The 16129-nt window shown below is 59.2% G+C and carries 20 protein-coding genes; 12 read left to right on the top strand and 8 right to left on the bottom strand.

The features are described from left to right. Positions 1-43 precede the first annotated feature (43 nt). The gene (gloA, locus tag CWC48_RS25425) at positions 44-565 is read left to right on the top strand and encodes a lactoylglutathione lyase (protein ID WP_025856006.1); all 522 of its coding nucleotides are present in this window, start codon (positions 44-46) and stop codon (positions 563-565) included. Between the two features lie 54 nt (positions 566-619). On the opposite strand, the gene ahpF is transcribed toward gloA, so the two are convergent. The 3 genes from ahpF to CWC48_RS25410 form a co-directional block, all read right to left on the bottom strand. Next, complete coding sequence (ahpF, locus tag CWC48_RS25420; RefSeq protein ID WP_078048531.1) at positions 620-2185, bottom strand: alkyl hydroperoxide reductase subunit F; 1566 nt, start codon at positions 2183-2185, stop codon at positions 620-622. A 128-nt stretch (positions 2186-2313) separates the two neighbouring features. Further along, on the bottom strand, positions 2314-2877 hold the full coding sequence (gene ahpC / locus CWC48_RS25415) for an alkyl hydroperoxide reductase subunit C (protein ID WP_010210361.1): 564 nt from the start codon (positions 2875-2877) through the stop codon (positions 2314-2316). Positions 2878-3021: 144 nt separating this feature from the next. After that, positions 3022-3954, bottom strand: a complete 933-nt coding sequence (locus CWC48_RS25410; protein ID WP_100490612.1) for a site-specific integrase — start codon at positions 3952-3954, stop codon at positions 3022-3024. 170 nt (positions 3955-4124) lie between these two features. Here CWC48_RS25410 and CWC48_RS25405 point away from each other — a divergent pair, with 170 nt between their 5' ends. Continuing rightward, positions 4125-5132: a DNA-binding protein gene (locus tag CWC48_RS25405; RefSeq protein ID WP_100490611.1), complete on the top strand. Its 1008-nt coding sequence runs from the start codon at positions 4125-4127 to the stop codon at positions 5130-5132. Here the strand turns inward: CWC48_RS25405 and gorA are convergent, their stop codons facing one another. After that, positions 5133-6491 carry a glutathione-disulfide reductase gene (gene gorA, locus CWC48_RS25400; RefSeq protein WP_078048534.1) on the bottom strand — a complete coding sequence of 453 codons (1359 nt, stop codon included), beginning with the start codon at positions 6489-6491 and terminating at the stop codon, positions 5133-5135. 105 nt (positions 6492-6596) lie between these two features. Then, positions 6597-7436, bottom strand: a complete 840-nt coding sequence (gene galU, locus CWC48_RS25395) for a UTP--glucose-1-phosphate uridylyltransferase GalU (protein WP_003173830.1) — start codon at positions 7434-7436, stop codon at positions 6597-6599. A 310-nt stretch (positions 7437-7746) separates the two neighbouring features. Here galU and CWC48_RS25390 point away from each other — a divergent pair, with 310 nt between their 5' ends. Then, positions 7747-7932: a hypothetical protein gene (locus CWC48_RS25390; RefSeq protein ID WP_029294643.1), complete on the top strand. Its 186-nt coding sequence runs from the start codon at positions 7747-7749 to the stop codon at positions 7930-7932. A gap of 142 nt (positions 7933-8074) precedes the next feature. Further along, positions 8075-8356 (top strand): hypothetical protein, encoded by a 282-nt coding sequence (locus tag CWC48_RS25385; RefSeq protein WP_078048535.1) that lies wholly within the window; start codon positions 8075-8077, stop codon positions 8354-8356. Positions 8357-8365: 9 nt separating this feature from the next. Here the strand turns inward: CWC48_RS25385 and CWC48_RS25380 are convergent, their stop codons facing one another. Together CWC48_RS25380 and CWC48_RS25375 are read right to left on the bottom strand one after the other, a co-directional pair. Continuing rightward, positions 8366-8596 (bottom strand): hypothetical protein, encoded by a 231-nt coding sequence (locus CWC48_RS25380; RefSeq protein WP_100490610.1) that lies wholly within the window; start codon positions 8594-8596, stop codon positions 8366-8368. A gap of 222 nt (positions 8597-8818) precedes the next feature. Continuing rightward, complete coding sequence (locus tag CWC48_RS25375) at positions 8819-9172, bottom strand: hypothetical protein (RefSeq protein WP_099492101.1); 354 nt, start codon at positions 9170-9172, stop codon at positions 8819-8821. Between the two features lie 212 nt (positions 9173-9384). Here CWC48_RS25375 and CWC48_RS25370 point away from each other — a divergent pair, with 212 nt between their 5' ends. The 4 genes from CWC48_RS25370 to ada all read left to right on the top strand — a co-directional run bounded on the left by CWC48_RS25370 (position 9385) and on the right by ada (position 11678). Beyond that, positions 9385-9687, top strand: a complete 303-nt coding sequence (locus CWC48_RS25370) for a DUF1883 domain-containing protein (RefSeq protein ID WP_003191319.1) — start codon at positions 9385-9387, stop codon at positions 9685-9687. A 25-nt stretch (positions 9688-9712) separates the two neighbouring features. Further along, the gene (locus CWC48_RS30425) at positions 9713-9880 is read left to right on the top strand and encodes a hypothetical protein (protein WP_177409454.1); all 168 of its coding nucleotides are present in this window, start codon (positions 9713-9715) and stop codon (positions 9878-9880) included. 4 nt (positions 9881-9884) lie between these two features. Beyond that, complete coding sequence (gene alkB, locus CWC48_RS25365; RefSeq protein ID WP_099492103.1) at positions 9885-10550, top strand: DNA oxidative demethylase AlkB; 666 nt, start codon at positions 9885-9887, stop codon at positions 10548-10550. A 75-nt stretch (positions 10551-10625) separates the two neighbouring features. Beyond that, on the top strand, positions 10626-11678 hold the full coding sequence (gene ada, locus CWC48_RS25360; RefSeq protein WP_078048539.1) for a bifunctional DNA-binding transcriptional regulator/O6-methylguanine-DNA methyltransferase Ada: 1053 nt from the start codon (positions 10626-10628) through the stop codon (positions 11676-11678). 78 nt (positions 11679-11756) lie between these two features. Here the strand turns inward: ada and CWC48_RS25355 are convergent, their stop codons facing one another. Beyond that, a complete protein-coding gene (locus tag CWC48_RS25355) occupies positions 11757-12350 on the bottom strand; it encodes an ABATE domain-containing protein (RefSeq protein ID WP_100490609.1) in 594 nt (197 codons plus the stop codon). A gap of 173 nt (positions 12351-12523) precedes the next feature. On the opposite strand from CWC48_RS25355, the gene CWC48_RS25350 reads away from it, so the two are divergent. The 4 genes from CWC48_RS25350 to modB all read left to right on the top strand — a co-directional run bounded on the left by CWC48_RS25350 (position 12524) and on the right by modB (position 16129). Then, entirely contained in the window at positions 12524-13402 is an 879-nt protein-coding gene (locus CWC48_RS25350) for an alpha/beta fold hydrolase (protein ID WP_100490608.1), read from the top strand. Positions 13403-13511: 109 nt separating this feature from the next. Then, a complete protein-coding gene (locus tag CWC48_RS25345; RefSeq protein ID WP_078048542.1) occupies positions 13512-14570 on the top strand; it encodes a nitronate monooxygenase family protein in 1059 nt (352 codons plus the stop codon). A 119-nt stretch (positions 14571-14689) separates the two neighbouring features. Continuing rightward, positions 14690-15448: a molybdate ABC transporter substrate-binding protein gene (modA, locus tag CWC48_RS25340; RefSeq protein WP_100490607.1), complete on the top strand. Its 759-nt coding sequence runs from the start codon at positions 14690-14692 to the stop codon at positions 15446-15448. Continuing rightward, positions 15449-16129 (top strand): molybdate ABC transporter permease subunit, encoded by a 681-nt coding sequence (gene modB, locus CWC48_RS25335; protein ID WP_046034197.1) that lies wholly within the window; start codon positions 15449-15451, stop codon positions 16127-16129. It begins immediately after the preceding gene.

Here is a 16129-nt window from a genome sequence, read left to right as displayed (position 1 = left end):
CACATCTTAGAGCCGCGTTTGCCCCATTTTTTCTGGAGGGCCCATGAGCCTGCACGAACTGAACACTTTCCCGGGCGTCACTGCCCAACCTGACACCGCCACCGCCAACTTCGTGTTCAACCACACCATGCTGCGGGTCAAGGACATCACCAAATCGCTGGACTTCTACACGCGCGTCCTGGGCTTTTCGCTGGTCGAAAAACGTGATTTCCCAGAAGCTGAATTCAGCCTGTACTTCCTGGCCCTGGTGGACAAATCCCAGATTCCCGCTGACGCCGCCGAACGGACCCAATGGATGAAGTCGATCCCAGGCATCCTGGAACTGACCCACAACCACGGCACCGAAAACGACGCCGACTTTGCCTACCACAACGGCAATACCGACCCGCGTGGCTTTGGCCACATCTGCATCTCCGTGCCGGATATCGTCGCAGCCTGTGAACGTTTCGAAGCCTTGGGCTGTGATTTCCAGAAGCGCCTGACCGACGGCCGCATGAAAAGCCTGGCCTTCATCAAGGACCCGGATGCGTACTGGGTCGAGATAATCCAGCCCGCACCGCTGTAACGAAAAAAGCCCCATGATCACTCATGGGGCTTTTTCATTTCCGGGGCCCTGGGTTTAGGCCGGGGCGGAGGTGCGGATCAAGTGATCGAAAGCACTCAGGGAGGCCTTGGCGCCCTCGCCCACCGCGATCACGATCTGCTTGTACGGCACTGTCGTGACGTCACCGGCGGCAAACACGCCTGGCAGTGATGTCTCGCCACGCGCATCGACAATGATCTCGCCGCGCGGGGTCAGCTCCACGGTACCTTTGAGCCAGTCGGTGTTAGGCAGCAAGCCGATCTGCACAAAGATGCCTTCCAGGTCGAGGGTCTTGAACTCGCCACTGTCGCGGTCCTTGTACGCCAGGCCAGTGACTTTCTGGCCATCGCCTTTCACTTCGCTGGTCAGCGCGCTGGTGATCACGTCAACGTTCGGCAGGCTGTAGAGCTTGCGCTGCAACACGGCGTCGGCGCGCAATTTGCTGTCGAACTCGAGCAAGGTAACGTGGCTGACGATACCAGCCAGGTCGATGGCCGCCTCAACGCCGGAGTTACCGCCGCCGATCACCGCGACACGCTTGCCTTTGAACAACGGACCGTCGCAGTGCGGGCAGAAGCACACGCCCTTGGCCTTGTATTCCTGCTCGCCCGGCACACCCATTTCTCTCCAGCGGGCGCCGGTAGCCAGGATCACAGTCTTGGACTTGAGGGTCGCACCGCTTTCGAAGCGAATTTCGTGCAGGTCACCGGTGTTTTTCGCCGGGATCAGGCTGCTGGCGCGCTGCAGGTTCATGATGTCCACGTCGTACTGGCGTACGTGGGCTTCCAGGGCGCTGGCCAGTTTCGGGCCTTCGGTTTCCTGAACCGAGATAAAGTTCTCAATGGACATGGTGTCCAGCACTTGCCCACCGAAACGCTCGGCAGCGACACCGGTACGGATACCTTTACGTGCCGCGTAGATCGCCGCCGCCGAACCGGCTGGGCCACCGCCGACGACGAGGACATCAAAGGCGTCCTTGGCGCTGATTTTCTCGGCGGCTTTTTCGATACCGCTGGTGTCGAGCTTGGCGAGGATTTCTTCCAGGCCCATGCGGCCCTGGCCGAAGTTCACACCATTGAGGTACACGCTTGGCACCGCCATGATCTGGCGTTCGTCGACTTCAGCCTGGAACAGCGCGCCGTCGATGGCGACGTGGCGGATGTTCGGGTTGAGCACGGCCATCAGGTTCAGCGCCTGGACCACGTCCGGGCAGTTCTGGCAGGACAGCGAGAAGTAGGTCTCGAAGCTGAACTCGCCTTTGAGGGCGCGAATCTGTTCAATCACTTCGACACTGGCCTTCGACGGGTGGCCACCGACTTGCAGCAGGGCCAGCACCAGCGAAGTGAATTCATGGCCCATGGGGATGCCGGCAAAACGCAGGCTGATATCGGCACCCGGGCGATTGATGGAGAACGAAGGCTTGCGCGCATCATCGCCATCGGTTTTCAGGGTAATCAGCGTAGTGAGGCTGACAACGTCCTGCAAAAGGGCAAGCATTTCCTGGGATTTCGCACCGTCGTCGAGGGAGGCGACGATCTCGATCGGCTGGGTGACCCGTTCCAGGTATGACTTCAACTGAGCTTTAAGATTGGCGTCCAACATACGGGCGATTTCCTATTAATTCGGTTTATTGCAGACAAAAAAACGCCCGAGCGAATCTCGCCCGGGCGTTTTTGGGGGCGGATGCAGCTTACTTAAGTGCGGATTTCCGCCCTTGAGACTTCACAGACTTAGATCTTGCCGACCAGGTCCAGGGACGGAGCCAGGGTGGCTTCGCCTTCTTTCCACTTGGCTGGGCACACTTCGCCTGGGTGGGCAGCGACGTATTGAGCGGCCTTGATTTTGCGCAGCAGCTCGGAAGCGTCACGGCCAACACCGCCGTCGTTCAGTTCAACGATCTTGATCTGACCTTCTGGGTTGATCACGAAAGTACCGCGGTCAGCCAGGCCAGCTTCTTCGATCAGTACGTCGAAGTTGCGGGAGATGGTCAGGGTTGGGTCGCCGATCATGGTGTACTGGATCTTGCCGATGGCTGGCGAAGTGTTGTGCCAGGCAGCGTGGGCAAAGTGAGTGTCGGTGGAAACGCTATAGATTTCGACGCCCAGCTTCTGGAATTCGGCGTAGTTGTCAGCCAGGTCTTCCAGCTCGGTTGGGCAAACGAAGGTGAAGTCGGCTGGGTAGAAGAACACAACGGACCACTTGCCTTTCAGGTCAGCGTCGGACACATCTACGAAGTTGCCGTTTTTGTAGGCGGTAGCTTTGAACGGTTTTACTTGGCTGTTGATGATAGGCATCGTTGACTCTCCGTCAGGTTTGTAAAAGGGGTGAAGAAGTTGATGAAGTGAATCCTACCCACTCTCTCGGCCGATGGCTCATTGGCAAACCTCATGCTGACGATTGGTTTTCCCTATCAGGTGACTGTATTAATAGAAGAAATCTCAAAGCAGCGGCTGGGTTGCCAAGGTCATGCCCAGAAAGGGCGTCGCTTCAACATAGCGCATGGCAGATTTCATGTCGCTCCAGCCGACGTAACTCATCAACGACTTGATATCCCAGCCGCTGCGATGGGCCCAGGTGGCAAAGCCGCGACGCAGTGAGTGGCTGGTGTATTGCTCGGCGGGTATGCCGGCGCGCTCCAGCGCCTGGCGCAGCAGCGGGATGATGCTGTTGGGGTGCAGGCCCTCCTCCCCCAGATTGCCCCAGCGATCAACGCCACGAAACACCGGGCCGCGCACCAGCGCCGAGGCGCTGAGCCATTCGCTGTAGGCCTGTACCGGGCACAAGCGCAGCAACGCCGGGGTGTGGTAGGTCTTGCCGAGGTTGTCGCGGTCGCTTTTACTGCGTGGTAGGTACAGGCTGATACCGGCACCGGGCGTCGCCTGCACCTGTTCGATCTCGAGGCGGCACAGCTCATCGCTGCGAAAGCCGCGCCAGAAACCCAGCAGGATCAAAGCTGTGTCGCGCTTGGCGCGCAGCAGCCGAGCCTGATTCTGTGCCTGCGCCGCCTCTTTCGCCTCTCTCTCAAGAGACGTCACCACTTGCTCCAGATGCTTGAGCTGCAAAGGCTCGGCCTGCTTCTCCTGAGCCGGGTGCACAGCACGAATACCCTTGAGCACCTTGCGCACCACCGGCGCCTTGGTCGGGTCGGGAAACCCCTGGCTCGTGTGCCACTGCGCCAACGCCGAGAGCCGCAGCTTCAAGGTGTTCACGGCCAGGACCTCGGCGTGAGCAACCAGGTACCGCGCCACGCTGTCGCTGGTCGCGGGCAGGAACCCGCCCCAACTCACTTCGAAGTGCTCGATGGCTGCGCGATAGCTACGCCGGGTGTTATCGCGGGTGGCGGCATTGAGGTAACGGTCCAGATCGCTCATGGGAGGCCTATTCGTACTGCTGGCAGGTGCTTTCGCGGATTAAACGCGTATGACACGGGATAATACGCCAATATCCCATCTGTTAAATGATGAATTTAAACAGGTTTTTATTCGTGTTACAGTACGTATATACATACCACGTACCACACTACGAAATCGACGGAGACCCCATGGCTCGCGGCGGCATCAATAAAGCAGTAGTTCAAACGGCACGCCTGGCGATCCTCGCCCGTGGCGAATACCCCAGCATCGACGCTGTACGCATCGAAATGGGCAACACCGGTTCAAAAACCACGATTCACCGCTATTTGAAGGAGCTGGACGACAGCGAAACCCGCGCCACCATCACTGAGGCGCCCATCGACGATGAGCTCGGCGAACTGGTCGCACGCCTGGCACAGCGCTTGAAAGACAAGGCCCAAGAGCCAATTGACTTGGCCCTGGCACAGTTCGAACAGCAAAAAGCCGCCCTGCTCGCCCAGATAGAGGCGCTTGAAGACGCTCATGGCCAGCTCAAGCAACAGTTTGATATCCAGGCCGCAGCCCTGGCTGAAGAAAGCGCCGCTCTGCAAACCGCCAGCACCAGCCTGCAGGCCGAGCAAACCCGTAACGCCGGGCTGAGCCAGGCATGCAGCGATTACGAATTACGGATCAACGACAAGGACGAACAGATTCGTTCGCTGGAAGAAAAGCACTTGCACGCCCGGGAGGCCCTGGAGCACTACCGTACAGCGATCAAGGAGCAGCGCGAGCAGGAACAGCGCCGCCACGAAGGCCAGTTGCAGCAGGTCCAGGCCGAATTGCGCCAGGCACAACAAAGCGCCATGGTGCGTCAGGATGAGATCACCCAACTGCATCGCGACAATGAGCGCCTGTTGATCGAGCATCGGGTGACAGCGAAGGAGTTGGCCGCCTTGCAGGAACAGTCCCGCAAGGATCAGGCCCAGCAACTCAAGCTGAGCGAACAGGTCGGTCTGATAGACAGCGAGCGCACCTTGCTTCAGGAACGCCTACGGGTGGCCGTGCTGGAAAGCCAGTCACGCCAGGAAGCACTGACCGAACACCAGCGCAACAACAAGAACCTGGAACTGCAGTTGATCAAGGCCCAGGCCAGTATCGAGGCATTGCGTCTGGCGGCCGCCGTTGCAACGGCCCCAGAGGCAAGCCCCAACGGCTGATCAGCCTGCCACGGGCGTGCGCATGGTGACGAACTCTTCCGCCGCCGTGGGGTGCACGCCGATGGTTTCATCGAAATGCTGCTTGGTCGCGCCCGCCTTGAGCGCGATCGCCAGGCCTTGCACGATTTCACCTGCGTCCGGCCCCACCATGTGGCAACCCAGCACTTTGTCGGTGTCGGCGTCGACCACCAGCTTCATCAGGGTTTTTTCCTGGCACTCGGTCAGCGTCAGCTTCATTGGCCGGAAACGGCTCTCAAAGATCTGCACCCGGTGGCCCTTCTCTTTCGCGTCTTCCTCGGTCAACCCCACGGTGCCGATGTTCGGCAGGCTGAACACCGCCGTCGGGATCATCGCGTAGTCCACCGGGCGATACTGTTCGGGTTTGAACAGCCGACGCGCCACGGCCATGCCTTCAGCCAGGGCAACCGGTGTCAGCTGCACACGACCGATCACATCACCGATGGCCAGGATGGATGAATCGGCGGTCTGGTACTGGTCATCCACCTCAACGAAGCCGCGCTTGTCGAGTTTGACGCCGGTGTTCTCCAATCCCAAGTTATCCAGCATCGGACGACGCCCGGTGGCATAGAATACACAGTCGGCTTCCAGCACGCGGCCGTCTTTCAACGTCGCCTTGAGGCTGCCGTCGGCTTGCTTGTCGATGCGCTCGATGTCGGCATTGAATTGCAGGTCCAGGCCGCGCTTGGTCAGCTCTTCCTTCAGGTGCGTGCGCACCGAGCCGTCGAAGCCGCGCAGGAACAGATCGCCGCGATACAGCAGGGTTGTCTGTGCACCCAGGCCGTGGAAGATCCCGGCGAACTCGACGGCAATATAACCACCGCCGACAACCAGCACGCGCTTAGGCAGCTCCTTGAGGAAGAATGCTTCATTGGAACCAATCGCGTGTTCACGCCCTGGAATCTCTGGAATCTGTGGCCAGCCACCCGTAGCGATCAGGATGTGCTTGGCAGTGAAACGCTCGCCATTGATCTCGACCTGATGCGGATCAACCAGGCGTGCATGGCCTTCATGCAGGGTCACACCGCTGTTGACCAGGAGGTTGCGGTAGATGCCATTGAGACGGTTGATCTCGCGGTCCTTGTTGGCGATCAGGGTGGGCCAATCAAAATTCGCCTCGCCCAGCGACCAACCAAAACCGCTGGCTTGCTCAAAGTCTTCGGCAAAATGTGCGCCGTACACCAGCAGCTTTTTCGGCACGCAACCAACGTTGACGCAGGTGCCACCCAGGTAGCGGCTTTCCGCAACGGCCACCTTGGCACCAAAGCCTGCGGCAAAACGCGCCGCACGAACACCGCCAGAACCGGCGCCAATTACATACAGGTCAAAATCGTAGGCCATTTCACTCTCCTCGGCAGGACATCAGCATACCGACTTACATGGGGCTGAAAAACGAAAAAGCCACCCGAAGGTGGCTTTTTTGGAACAGGCCGCTTACACCGTGGATCAGTAAGCCTTGCCGGTCTTGTAGAAATGCTCGTAGCAGAAGTTGGTCGCCTCGATGTAGCCTTCAGCGCCGCCGCAGTCGAAACGCTGGCCCTTGAACTTGTAGGCAATGACGCAACCGTCTTTGGCTTGCTTGAGCAAGGCGTCGGTGATCTGGATCTCGCCGCCTTTGCCTGGCTCGGTTTCTTCGATCAACTTGAAGATATCCGGGGTCAGGATGTAACGACCGATGATCGCCAGGTTCGAAGGTGCGTCTTCCGGTGCCGGTTTTTCAACCATGTCACGTACGCGGATCAGGCCATCACCAATGTCGTCACCGGCAATAACGCCGTACTTGTTGGTTTCGGTCGGGTTCACTTCCATCACAGCAACGATGGTGCAGCGGTATTTCTGGTAGAGCTTGACCATCTGGGTCAGCACACCGTCGCCTTCCAGGTTGACACACAAGTCATCCGCCAGGACCACGGCGAACGGCTCGTCGCCGATCAGTGGGCGACCGGTCAGGATGGCGTGGCCGAGGCCTTTCATCTGGGTCTGACGGGTGTAGGAAAACGAGCACTCGTCGAGCAGTTTGCGGATACCGACCAGGTATTTTTCCTTGTCGGTGCCCTTGATCTGGTTTTCCAGCTCGTAGCTGATGTCGAAGTGGTCTTCCAGCGCGCGCTTACCGCGACCGGTCACGATGGAGATTTCGTTCAGACCGGCATCCAGTGCCTCTTCGACGCCGTACTGAATCAGTGGCTTGTTCACCACCGGCAGCATCTCTTTGGGCATGGCCTTGGTCGCTGGCAAGAAGCGAGTGCCGTAACCGGCTGCTGGGAACAAGCATTTCTTGATCATATGGGTCCTTACAAAGGGCTGTGCGTACGGAATTCGGCGCAGTCTAATCAGGCCGCAGTCACCTTACAATGGGTCCTGCTGGCGTTGCGATGTCATCATAGAGAAAAAATGTCGGCGTAAGTTCCGCTCAAGTTGCACAGCGGTTTATCAATGACACGGCAAAAAATGCCTGCACCTCAGTATTTCCAAGGTCTGCAAGCTTTTTAACACGCTTTCAGGCCCAGAACACTGACCTGGAATAACTTGCGCGGCCCCGCGACATTTGGCGCTATCATTAGGGCCTTGAACCAAACCACGAGATACTTGATAGATGTCAGAACCAAAAGGCGTGAACGGCTACCTGATCACCAAGCGAGCGGACGGTTGGCACTTGATCAATTTCCACGGCGACAGCGTCGCAGGCGCATTCGCGACAGAAAGCCAGGCTATCGCCGTGGCTGAAGTGTTCGTGGACGAAGCAGGCCATGCGTCGAGCAAGCGGCCCAAGGGCAAGTAAGCTTCAGCGCACTGTGCAAAAAGCCCCGATGAACGGGGCTTTTTTGTGTTTGCCTGTACGTAGATGGCAGTTCGCTATAATCTCGCCGAAACGCCCCACGACAGTGTCAGCGCCCCTCCAACACCCTTTATGATGAATACACATGAACAAGATTCTGGCACTGACTGCGGTACTGGCGATTGCCGGCTGCACCACCACCTCTGACGTCTACCTGAAAAACGGTGAACAAGGCCTGACCATCGACTGCTCGGGCGAAGCCAACTCCTGGGCCAGCTGCTACGAAAAGGCTGACGCCTCGTGTGCGGGCACTGGCTACCGTATCGTCGGCACCGAAGGCACGCCTTCGCTCAAGGAAAGTGAAAAGACCCTGGGCCAGGACGTCGGCAACTTCAAGAGCCGCAGTGTGGTGGTGGTCTGCAAGTAAGCGTTACGCCTACAGCTGAATATCGGCAAACTTGATGCCCAGCCCTCGGATGGTCTCTACCAGGCCATCCAGGCGCGGGAACGACTCGACTTCGTCCTGATCGTCCACCAGGAAAAAACTGCGACCGCCGCTTTTCTTGAAGAAGACGATCCATTCGCTCAGGTCAGCGGGGTTCTGGATGATGTGAGTGGCCGATATCTGGCCTTCGGCCTGGCGAGCCCTGACGTGTTCACGCTTCATAAAAGACTTCCCAAAAAAGACAAATGCCGCACAAACCGAGAGTTCGCGCGGCATTTTTACATATTGGGTGAGAGTTTAACGGATGCCCTACCGTACCGGCACGTCTTCTGCTGATCGGATCGCAAAGCCGGCGCACTTTACACCAACAAAAAAAGCCCGGTTCCACACATGCGGAACCAGACTTTTTATCGGATTCGAAGTCGTTGGGTCAAACAGGCCTTGTCAGCCGGAAATACAGTCTTCGCCAGCCTTCTTCACGTCACCCGGACGAATCGGCACATTGGACATGCTCTCGTAGAGTTTAATGCTGCTACCACTGGAACGTTCATCAATTTCGAAAATCGCCGAAGGATCGGCTGAGAATTTTTGCGGTACGATTACCTGCACGCCACCGTCCTTATGCGGTTCGATCTGCGGCGGCCGGCGGGTTGCGGACAACTTTCGTACGACGCACGCAGCGTATTCCTGTGGTTTCTTCCCGGAAATGACCGCCAAGGTCGGCGGGGTCTGCTTGATATCTGCAACCGAAGCACACCCACCAATCGCCAGGGCCAGAACCAACACACTCCACTTCATACAAAACCTCCGATAAAGACCCTACGACAGCAGGAATGGTATTTTTCTCCCGCCAACGTAGGATTTATCCCTGATAACTCGGTAAATAACTGTTTTAAATTGTCGACGTCGTTGAAGACGGGCCGATAATAAACGCGCTGGGGCTGATAAACTCCATCTTAACCTACGTATCGTTCTGATTTTTCAGAAAAAGCCCTTCTGGAGACACCCTCATGAAATTTATCCACCAGCGCGAGCACCTCAACGAGGGAGACATTGTCGTCATCGAATGTTCGCAGACTTGTAATATCCGCCTGATGAGCGATGCGAATTTTCGCAGCTTCAAGAACGGCGGCCGCCACACCTACCATGGCGGCGCCTTTGACAAATTCCCGGCCAAAATCACCGCACCGAGCACCGGCTTCTGGAACATCACCCTGGATGTGGTTACACGTCGCGCCATCAGCGTGACCCGCAAACCCGCGCTGTCCCACAAGATCCGCATTGTTCGCCGTACCAGTTCCAAACTGAGCTGACCCGAACACCCCACAGGAAATCATCGTGACCGTTACCACCAAATACGTGATCAAGTACAAGCTCAACGGCGAACGCCGCTTTGAGTTCGCCCAACTTCAGACCAATGACGTAGAAGAAGCCAAGCAAGCGCTGGCAAAGATTCACGATGCCAGTGACGAAATCACCGACATCACCGTGAGCAAGGCGCTGTAAGCCAATGCCTGGCCCCACCGCCGACCTGTTCGCCGATGATGCCTTGCAGCAACCTGCAGGGCGCGAGCAAATCGGCGAACAGTCCTACGTATTAAGGGGTTACGCCCTGCCCTGGATTGAGCGCCTTCTGCCGGAACTGCGCCAAGTGCTGGCTCAATCACCGTTTCGGCAGATGGTCACGCCCGGTGGCTTTACCATGTCGGCCGCATTAAGCAGCTGCGGCGACCTGGGCTGGACCACCGACACCTCCGGCTACCGCTACTCGCCACTCGACCCGCGCACCCAGCAGCCGTGGCCGAACATGCCGGAGGTCTTGCGCCAATTGGCTAGCGTGGCGGCGGCAGAAGCCGGCTTTGTCGACTTTGCGCCCGACGCCTGCCTGATCAACCGATATGTGCCAGGCGCAAAAATGTCCCTGCACCAGGACAAGAACGAGCGTCGCTACAGCGAACCGGTGGTGTCGGTGTCCCTCGGCTTGCCGGCGATTTTCCTGTTTGGCGGGCATGCGCGCAGTGACAAGACGCGCAAAGTCTCGCTGTTCCATGGCGACGTGGTGGTCTGGGGTGGCGTGGATCGCCTGCGCTTTCACGGCGTGATGCCGATCAAGGAAGGCGTGCACCCGATCATGGGCCCGCAACGCATCAACCTGACCTTTCGCACCGCCGGCTGATTTGACCGCAAGCTTCAGAGTGCCAGGTCTTCACGGCACGACTAATCTGGCCATGATCCGTCAAGAGTGCCGACCATGACTACCGAACTAGACCCCCGCTGGGCAGCCATCCTCGCCCGTGATCCCAAGGCTGATACGCTGTTCGTCTACGGCGTGAAGACCACCGGCGTGTACTGTCGCCCCAGCAGTGCCTCGCGCTTGCCGCGCCCGGAAAATATCGAATTTTTCGACACCCCGGCGCAGGCCGAAGCTGCGGGCTACCGCGCCAGCAAACGCGCGGCCGGTGACCAGACCCAGCTCGCAGCACAGCATGCGCAACTGGTGGCCGACGCCTGTCGCCATATCGAGCAGGCCGACACTCCGCCCAGCCTGAATGCGCTTGCGCTGCAAGCCAACCTCAGCCCCTTCCATTTTCATCGCGTGTTCAAAGCCGTTACCGGCCTGACCCCCAAGGGCTACGCCAGCGCCCATCGCTCACGCAAGGTGCGCGATAGCCTCAAGGCTTCGCACTCGGTGACCGATGCGCTGTATGACGCGGGCTTCAATTCCAACAGCCGCTTTTATGCGTCGGCCAATCAACTGCTCGGCATGACGCCCAGCGACTACAAGGCCGGTGGCACCAACAACGCGATCCTGTTCGCCGTCGGGCAGTGCTCCCTGGGTGCGATCCTGGTGGCACAAAGCGCCCGTGGCGTGTGCGCGATTCTACTGGGGGATGACCCGGATCAGTTGGTGCGCGACCTGCAGGATCAGTTTCCCAAGGCCGAACTGGTGGGCGCCGACCAGCGATTCGAACAATTGGTGGCACAGGTCGTGGGGTTTATCGAAGCGCCGGCGCTCGGCCTGGACCTGCCGCTGGACCTGCGCGGCACGGCGTTTCAGGAACGCGTTTGGCAAGCCTTGCGGGATATTCCACCGGGGAGCACGGCCAGCTACGCACAGATCGCCAAGCGCATCGGCGCGCCGACGTCTTTCCGTGCCGTGGCCCAGGCCTGTGGCGCCAACAGCCTGGCAGTGGCAATCCCCTGCCACCGCGTAGTGCGCAGCAATGGCGAGCTGTCGGGCTATCGCTGGGGTGTGGAACGCAAGCAGCAGTTGCTCGCCCGCGAGCAGGCGTCGAAGACCTAACGGATACCGATGTGGATCAGCGCCAGGTACGGATTGCCTCGACGTACTGCTTCTGGGTGTTCTGCAAAGCCCTCTCGCTTAGAGCTTCAGTTTGCGTTTACGAAACTCAGCGACCTTATGCCGATTGCCACACAGCGCCATGCTGCACCAGCGACGCTTGTGGGCCTTGGTCCGATCATAAAACCACAAGATGCATTCCGGATGCTCGCAGCGGCGGATCAGATTGAAATCCCCCTCCACCACTAACGTGGCGGCAGCCTCGGCGATCGGCGCCAGGAACTGCTCCGCTGTTTGCTGCTTGCGTTGACGCTCGAGCCGGGGCGCCTCAGTGGCCGGCCAGACCAACTGCGGATGGCTGACGGCCTTGCGTAAGAAGGCGTTAAGCGCCGCAGGGTTGCCCGGTTGTTGGGCTTTACGGGCAGCAACAAGGTCGCGGATTACTTCACGCAGTTCTCGCGCAGCGCTGAGTAAAGCACCGGGTTCAAATCCTGGAATGCTGTCCTGTTCAACCCATTCCACGCGCGTCAACCAGGCGGCTACGTCAGCATCGGCTTGCCAGAAATCCCACGGCACCCCGTCGATATTCGCCAGGGTATTGAGCATATCCAGCACCGGGTCATCGGCGAGGACGTAGGGTTCCGAGGGGGCGGTAGTCGGCGGGGAAACAGTCATGGTCAATCCTCTGGTGAGCGCTGGCATCGTAACCGCTATTTCACTTATTGGGTAGTTACACACGACAACAAGCTAACCTGAATAAATTATTTGACAGGTTACTTTTTTAAGCGCAGCTTTTGAAAACAGTAACCCTTAAATCAATCCAATCCAGTTACAGAGACGCTCTGATCATGACCACTCCAGCTCCCATCGTTCATTACCGCCACGTCGATGTGGACGGCGTACGCCTGTTTTACCGCGAGGCTGGCGATCCGTCGGCTCCGGTCATGTTGTTGCTGCACGGCTTCCCCAGCTCTTCGCATATGTACCGTGACCTGATTCCGCTGCTGGCCACGCGTTTTCGAGTGATCGCCCCGGACTTGCCTGGCTTCGGTTTTACCGAAGTGCCGGCCGAGCGCGATTACCACTACAGCTTCGATAACCTGGCAATCACGATTGGGCATTTTGTCGATGCGCTGGAACTGAGCCGCTACGCCCTGTATGTCTTCGACTACGGCGCGCCTGTGGGTCTGCGCCTGGCCGTGGCTCACCCGGAACGGGTCAGCGCGCTGGTGTCGCAGAATGGCAATGCCTACCTGGAAGGCCTGGGGGATGCCTGGGCACCGATCCGCGCCTATTGGGCCGAGCCGAGCCAGGCCAACCGAGAGGCGATCCGCAACGCCGTGATCAGCCTGGAAGGCACGCGCTACCAGTACCTGCACGGCGTGCATCAGCCCGAGTGGGTGGCCCCGGAATCCTACATGCTCGATGTACTGCTCATGCAGCGTCCCGGCAACGATGAGATCCAGTTGGACCTGTTTCTCGACTACCGCAACAACCTGACGCTGTACCCGGCGTTCCAGGCCTTCTTCAAGGCCAGGCAAGTGCCGACACTGGTGATCTGGGGCCAGAATGATCCGTTCTTTATCCCGCCGGGTGCCCATGCCTATAAAACCGACAACCCCAACGCTGTCGTGGAACTGCTGGACACCGGCCACTTCGCCCTGGAAACCCACGCGGCCCATATCGCCGAGCGGATACACGCGGTTCTCGGCAACGCCATCCATTGATGGCACACCACGAAACCACGCTTTCGTCCAGTGAATAAAACAGACTGGCCGGGTGCCGAGGGCCCTGTTAAAACAGCGAAAAGCCTCATTAACGCTGGAGAAGCAACCCATGAGCACCTGGCCAGACACCCGCCTTCTCGACCTGCTGGGCATTGACGTGCCGATCATCCAGGCCCCCATGGCCGTCGGCACCACCACCGCCATGGTCATTGCCGCCAACCAGGCGGGCGCGCTGGGCTCATTGCCGGCCGCGGCGCTGAGCATCGAGCAACTGCGCGACGCGCTGACCACCATCCGCCAGGCCAGCCCACGCCCGATCAACGTCAATTTCTTCTGCCATCAACCGCCCGCGCCGGATGCCGCGCGCGATCGACGTTGGAAGGCGTTGCTGGAACCCTACTACCGCGAACTGGGTGCCGACTATGACGCGCCAACCCCGGTGTCCAACCGTGAACCGTTCAACGAAGCAGCGTGCCAGGTAGTCGAAGCATTCCGCCCCGAGGTCGTCAGCTTTCACTTTGGCTTGCCGGAAAAATCCCTGCTGGACCGGGTAAAGGCCACCGGGGCCAAAGTGCTGTCTTCGGCCACTACGGTGGAAGAAGCCGTCTGGCTGGAACAGCACGGCTGCGATGCAATCATCGCCATGGGCAGTGAAGCGGGCGGGCATCGCGGCTTGTTTCTTAGCGATGACCTCAACACCCAGATCGGCTTGTTCGCCCTGCTGCCGCAAGTCGTCGACGCCGTCAGCGTACCGGTGGTTGCGGCCGGTGGGATCGGGGATGCACGCGGGATTGTCGCGGCCTTTGCCTTGGGTGCCTCGGCGGTACAGATCGGTACGGCTTACTTGTTTACGCCCGAAGCCAACGTCACTGCGTCCCACCACTACGCGCTGCGGCATGCCCAGGCCAGCGAGACCGCGTTGACCAACCTGTTCACCGGTCGCCCGGCGCGGGGCATCGTCAACCGGGTGATGCGTGAACTGGGTGCGATCAACCCTGCTGCGCCCGCCTTCCCGACCTCCGGAGGCGCGCTGATCCCGCTCAAGGCCAAGGACGAAGCGGGCTTCAGCAACCTGTGGTCCGGCCAGGCACTGCGCCTGGGCAAAGACATCAGCACCTATGAACTGACACGTGAACTGGCCGAACAGGCGCTGGCCAAGTTCAACTAGAACCCTTACCCAAGGCAACTTTGCACTGTACCGGCAATGGCCAACCGCTATATATTCCCATACATAGCGGTTGAGCCTTCTACCTAGAACGAGCCGTATAGCCTCAAAGGAGCTGCTTCATGAAGATTCACGCCTCACGCCTGGCCATCCTGATCGCTGCCCTGGCCTTTGGTTCGGCGCATGCCGATGAAGTCCAGGTGGCCGTGGCCGCCAACTTCACCGCACCGATCCAGGCGATTGCCGCCGACTTCGAAAAAGACACCGGCCATAAACTGGTCGCTGCCTACGGTGCCACCGGCCAGTTCTACACCCAGATCAAGAACGGCGCGCCGTTCGAGGTGTTCCTGAGCGCCGACGACACCACCCCGCAAAAACTCGAAACCGAAGGCGACACCGTCAAGGGGTCGCGCTTCACCTACGCCGTCGGCACGCTGGCACTGTGGTCGGCCAAAGAAGGTTACGTCGACGCCAAAGGCGAAGTGCTGAAGAAAAACGACTACAAGCACCTGTCGATCGCCAACCCCAAAGCCGCGCCTTACGGCCTCGCCGCCACCCAGGTGTTGGCCAAGGAGGGGCTGACCGAGAAGGTCAAGGACAAGATCGTCGAAGGCCAGAACATCACCCAGGCCTACCAGTTCGTGTCCACCGGCAACGCCGAGCTGGGCTTTGTCGCCTTGTCGCAGATCTACAAGGATGGCAAGGTCACCAGCGGTTCGGCGTGGGTTGTCCCAGCCTCGATGCACGACCCGATCAAACAAGACGCGGTGATCCTCAACAAGGGCAAGGACAGCGCGGCTGCCAAAGCCTTGGTCGAGTACCTGAAAGGTCCTAAAGCCGCGGCTGTTATCAAGTCCTACGGTTACGAGCTGGCCCAGTAAATGCCGTTATCGAGTGCCGATTTTTCGGCTATCTGGTTGACCATCAAACTGGCCTCACTGACCACCGTCATCCTGCTGGTCATCGGTACTCCGATTGCCCTGTGGCTGTCGCGCACCCGTTCCTGGTGGCGCGGCCCCATCGGCGCGGTCGTCGCCTTGCCGTTGGTGTTGCCGCCCACGGTGATCGGCTTCTACCTGCTGTTGACCATGGGCCCCAATGGCTACTTCGGCCAGTTCACCCAATGGCTGGGCCTGGGCACCCTCACCTTCAGCTTCGCCGGGCTGGTGATTGGCTCGGTGATCTATTCCATGCCGTTTGTGGTGCAGCCGTTGCAAAACGCCTTCTCCGCCATCGGCACACGCCCGCTGGAAGTGGCCGCGACCTTGCGCGCCAACCCGTGGGATACCTTTTTCAGCGTAATCCTGCCGCTGGCGCGGCCAGGGTTTATCACCGCTTCCATCCTGGGTTTTGCGCACACCGTCGGTGAGTTCGGCGTGGTGCTGATGATCGGCGGCAATATCCCGGACAAAACCCGGGTGGTGTCCGTACAGATCTACGACCATGTGGAAGCCATGGAATATGCCCAGGCCCATTGGCTCGCCGGCGCCATGGTGGTGTTCGCGTTCCTGGTGTTGCTGGCGCTCTACTCCAGCCGTAAAACCAAGATGGGCTGGAGCTGA

The sequence above is a fragment of the Pseudomonas sp. S10E 269 genome (assembly GCF_002798465.1).
GTDB classification, from domain to species: Bacteria; Pseudomonadota; Gammaproteobacteria; order Pseudomonadales; family Pseudomonadaceae; genus Aquipseudomonas; species Aquipseudomonas pergaminensis.
This window is presented reverse-complemented; position numbering and strand designations above follow the sequence as displayed.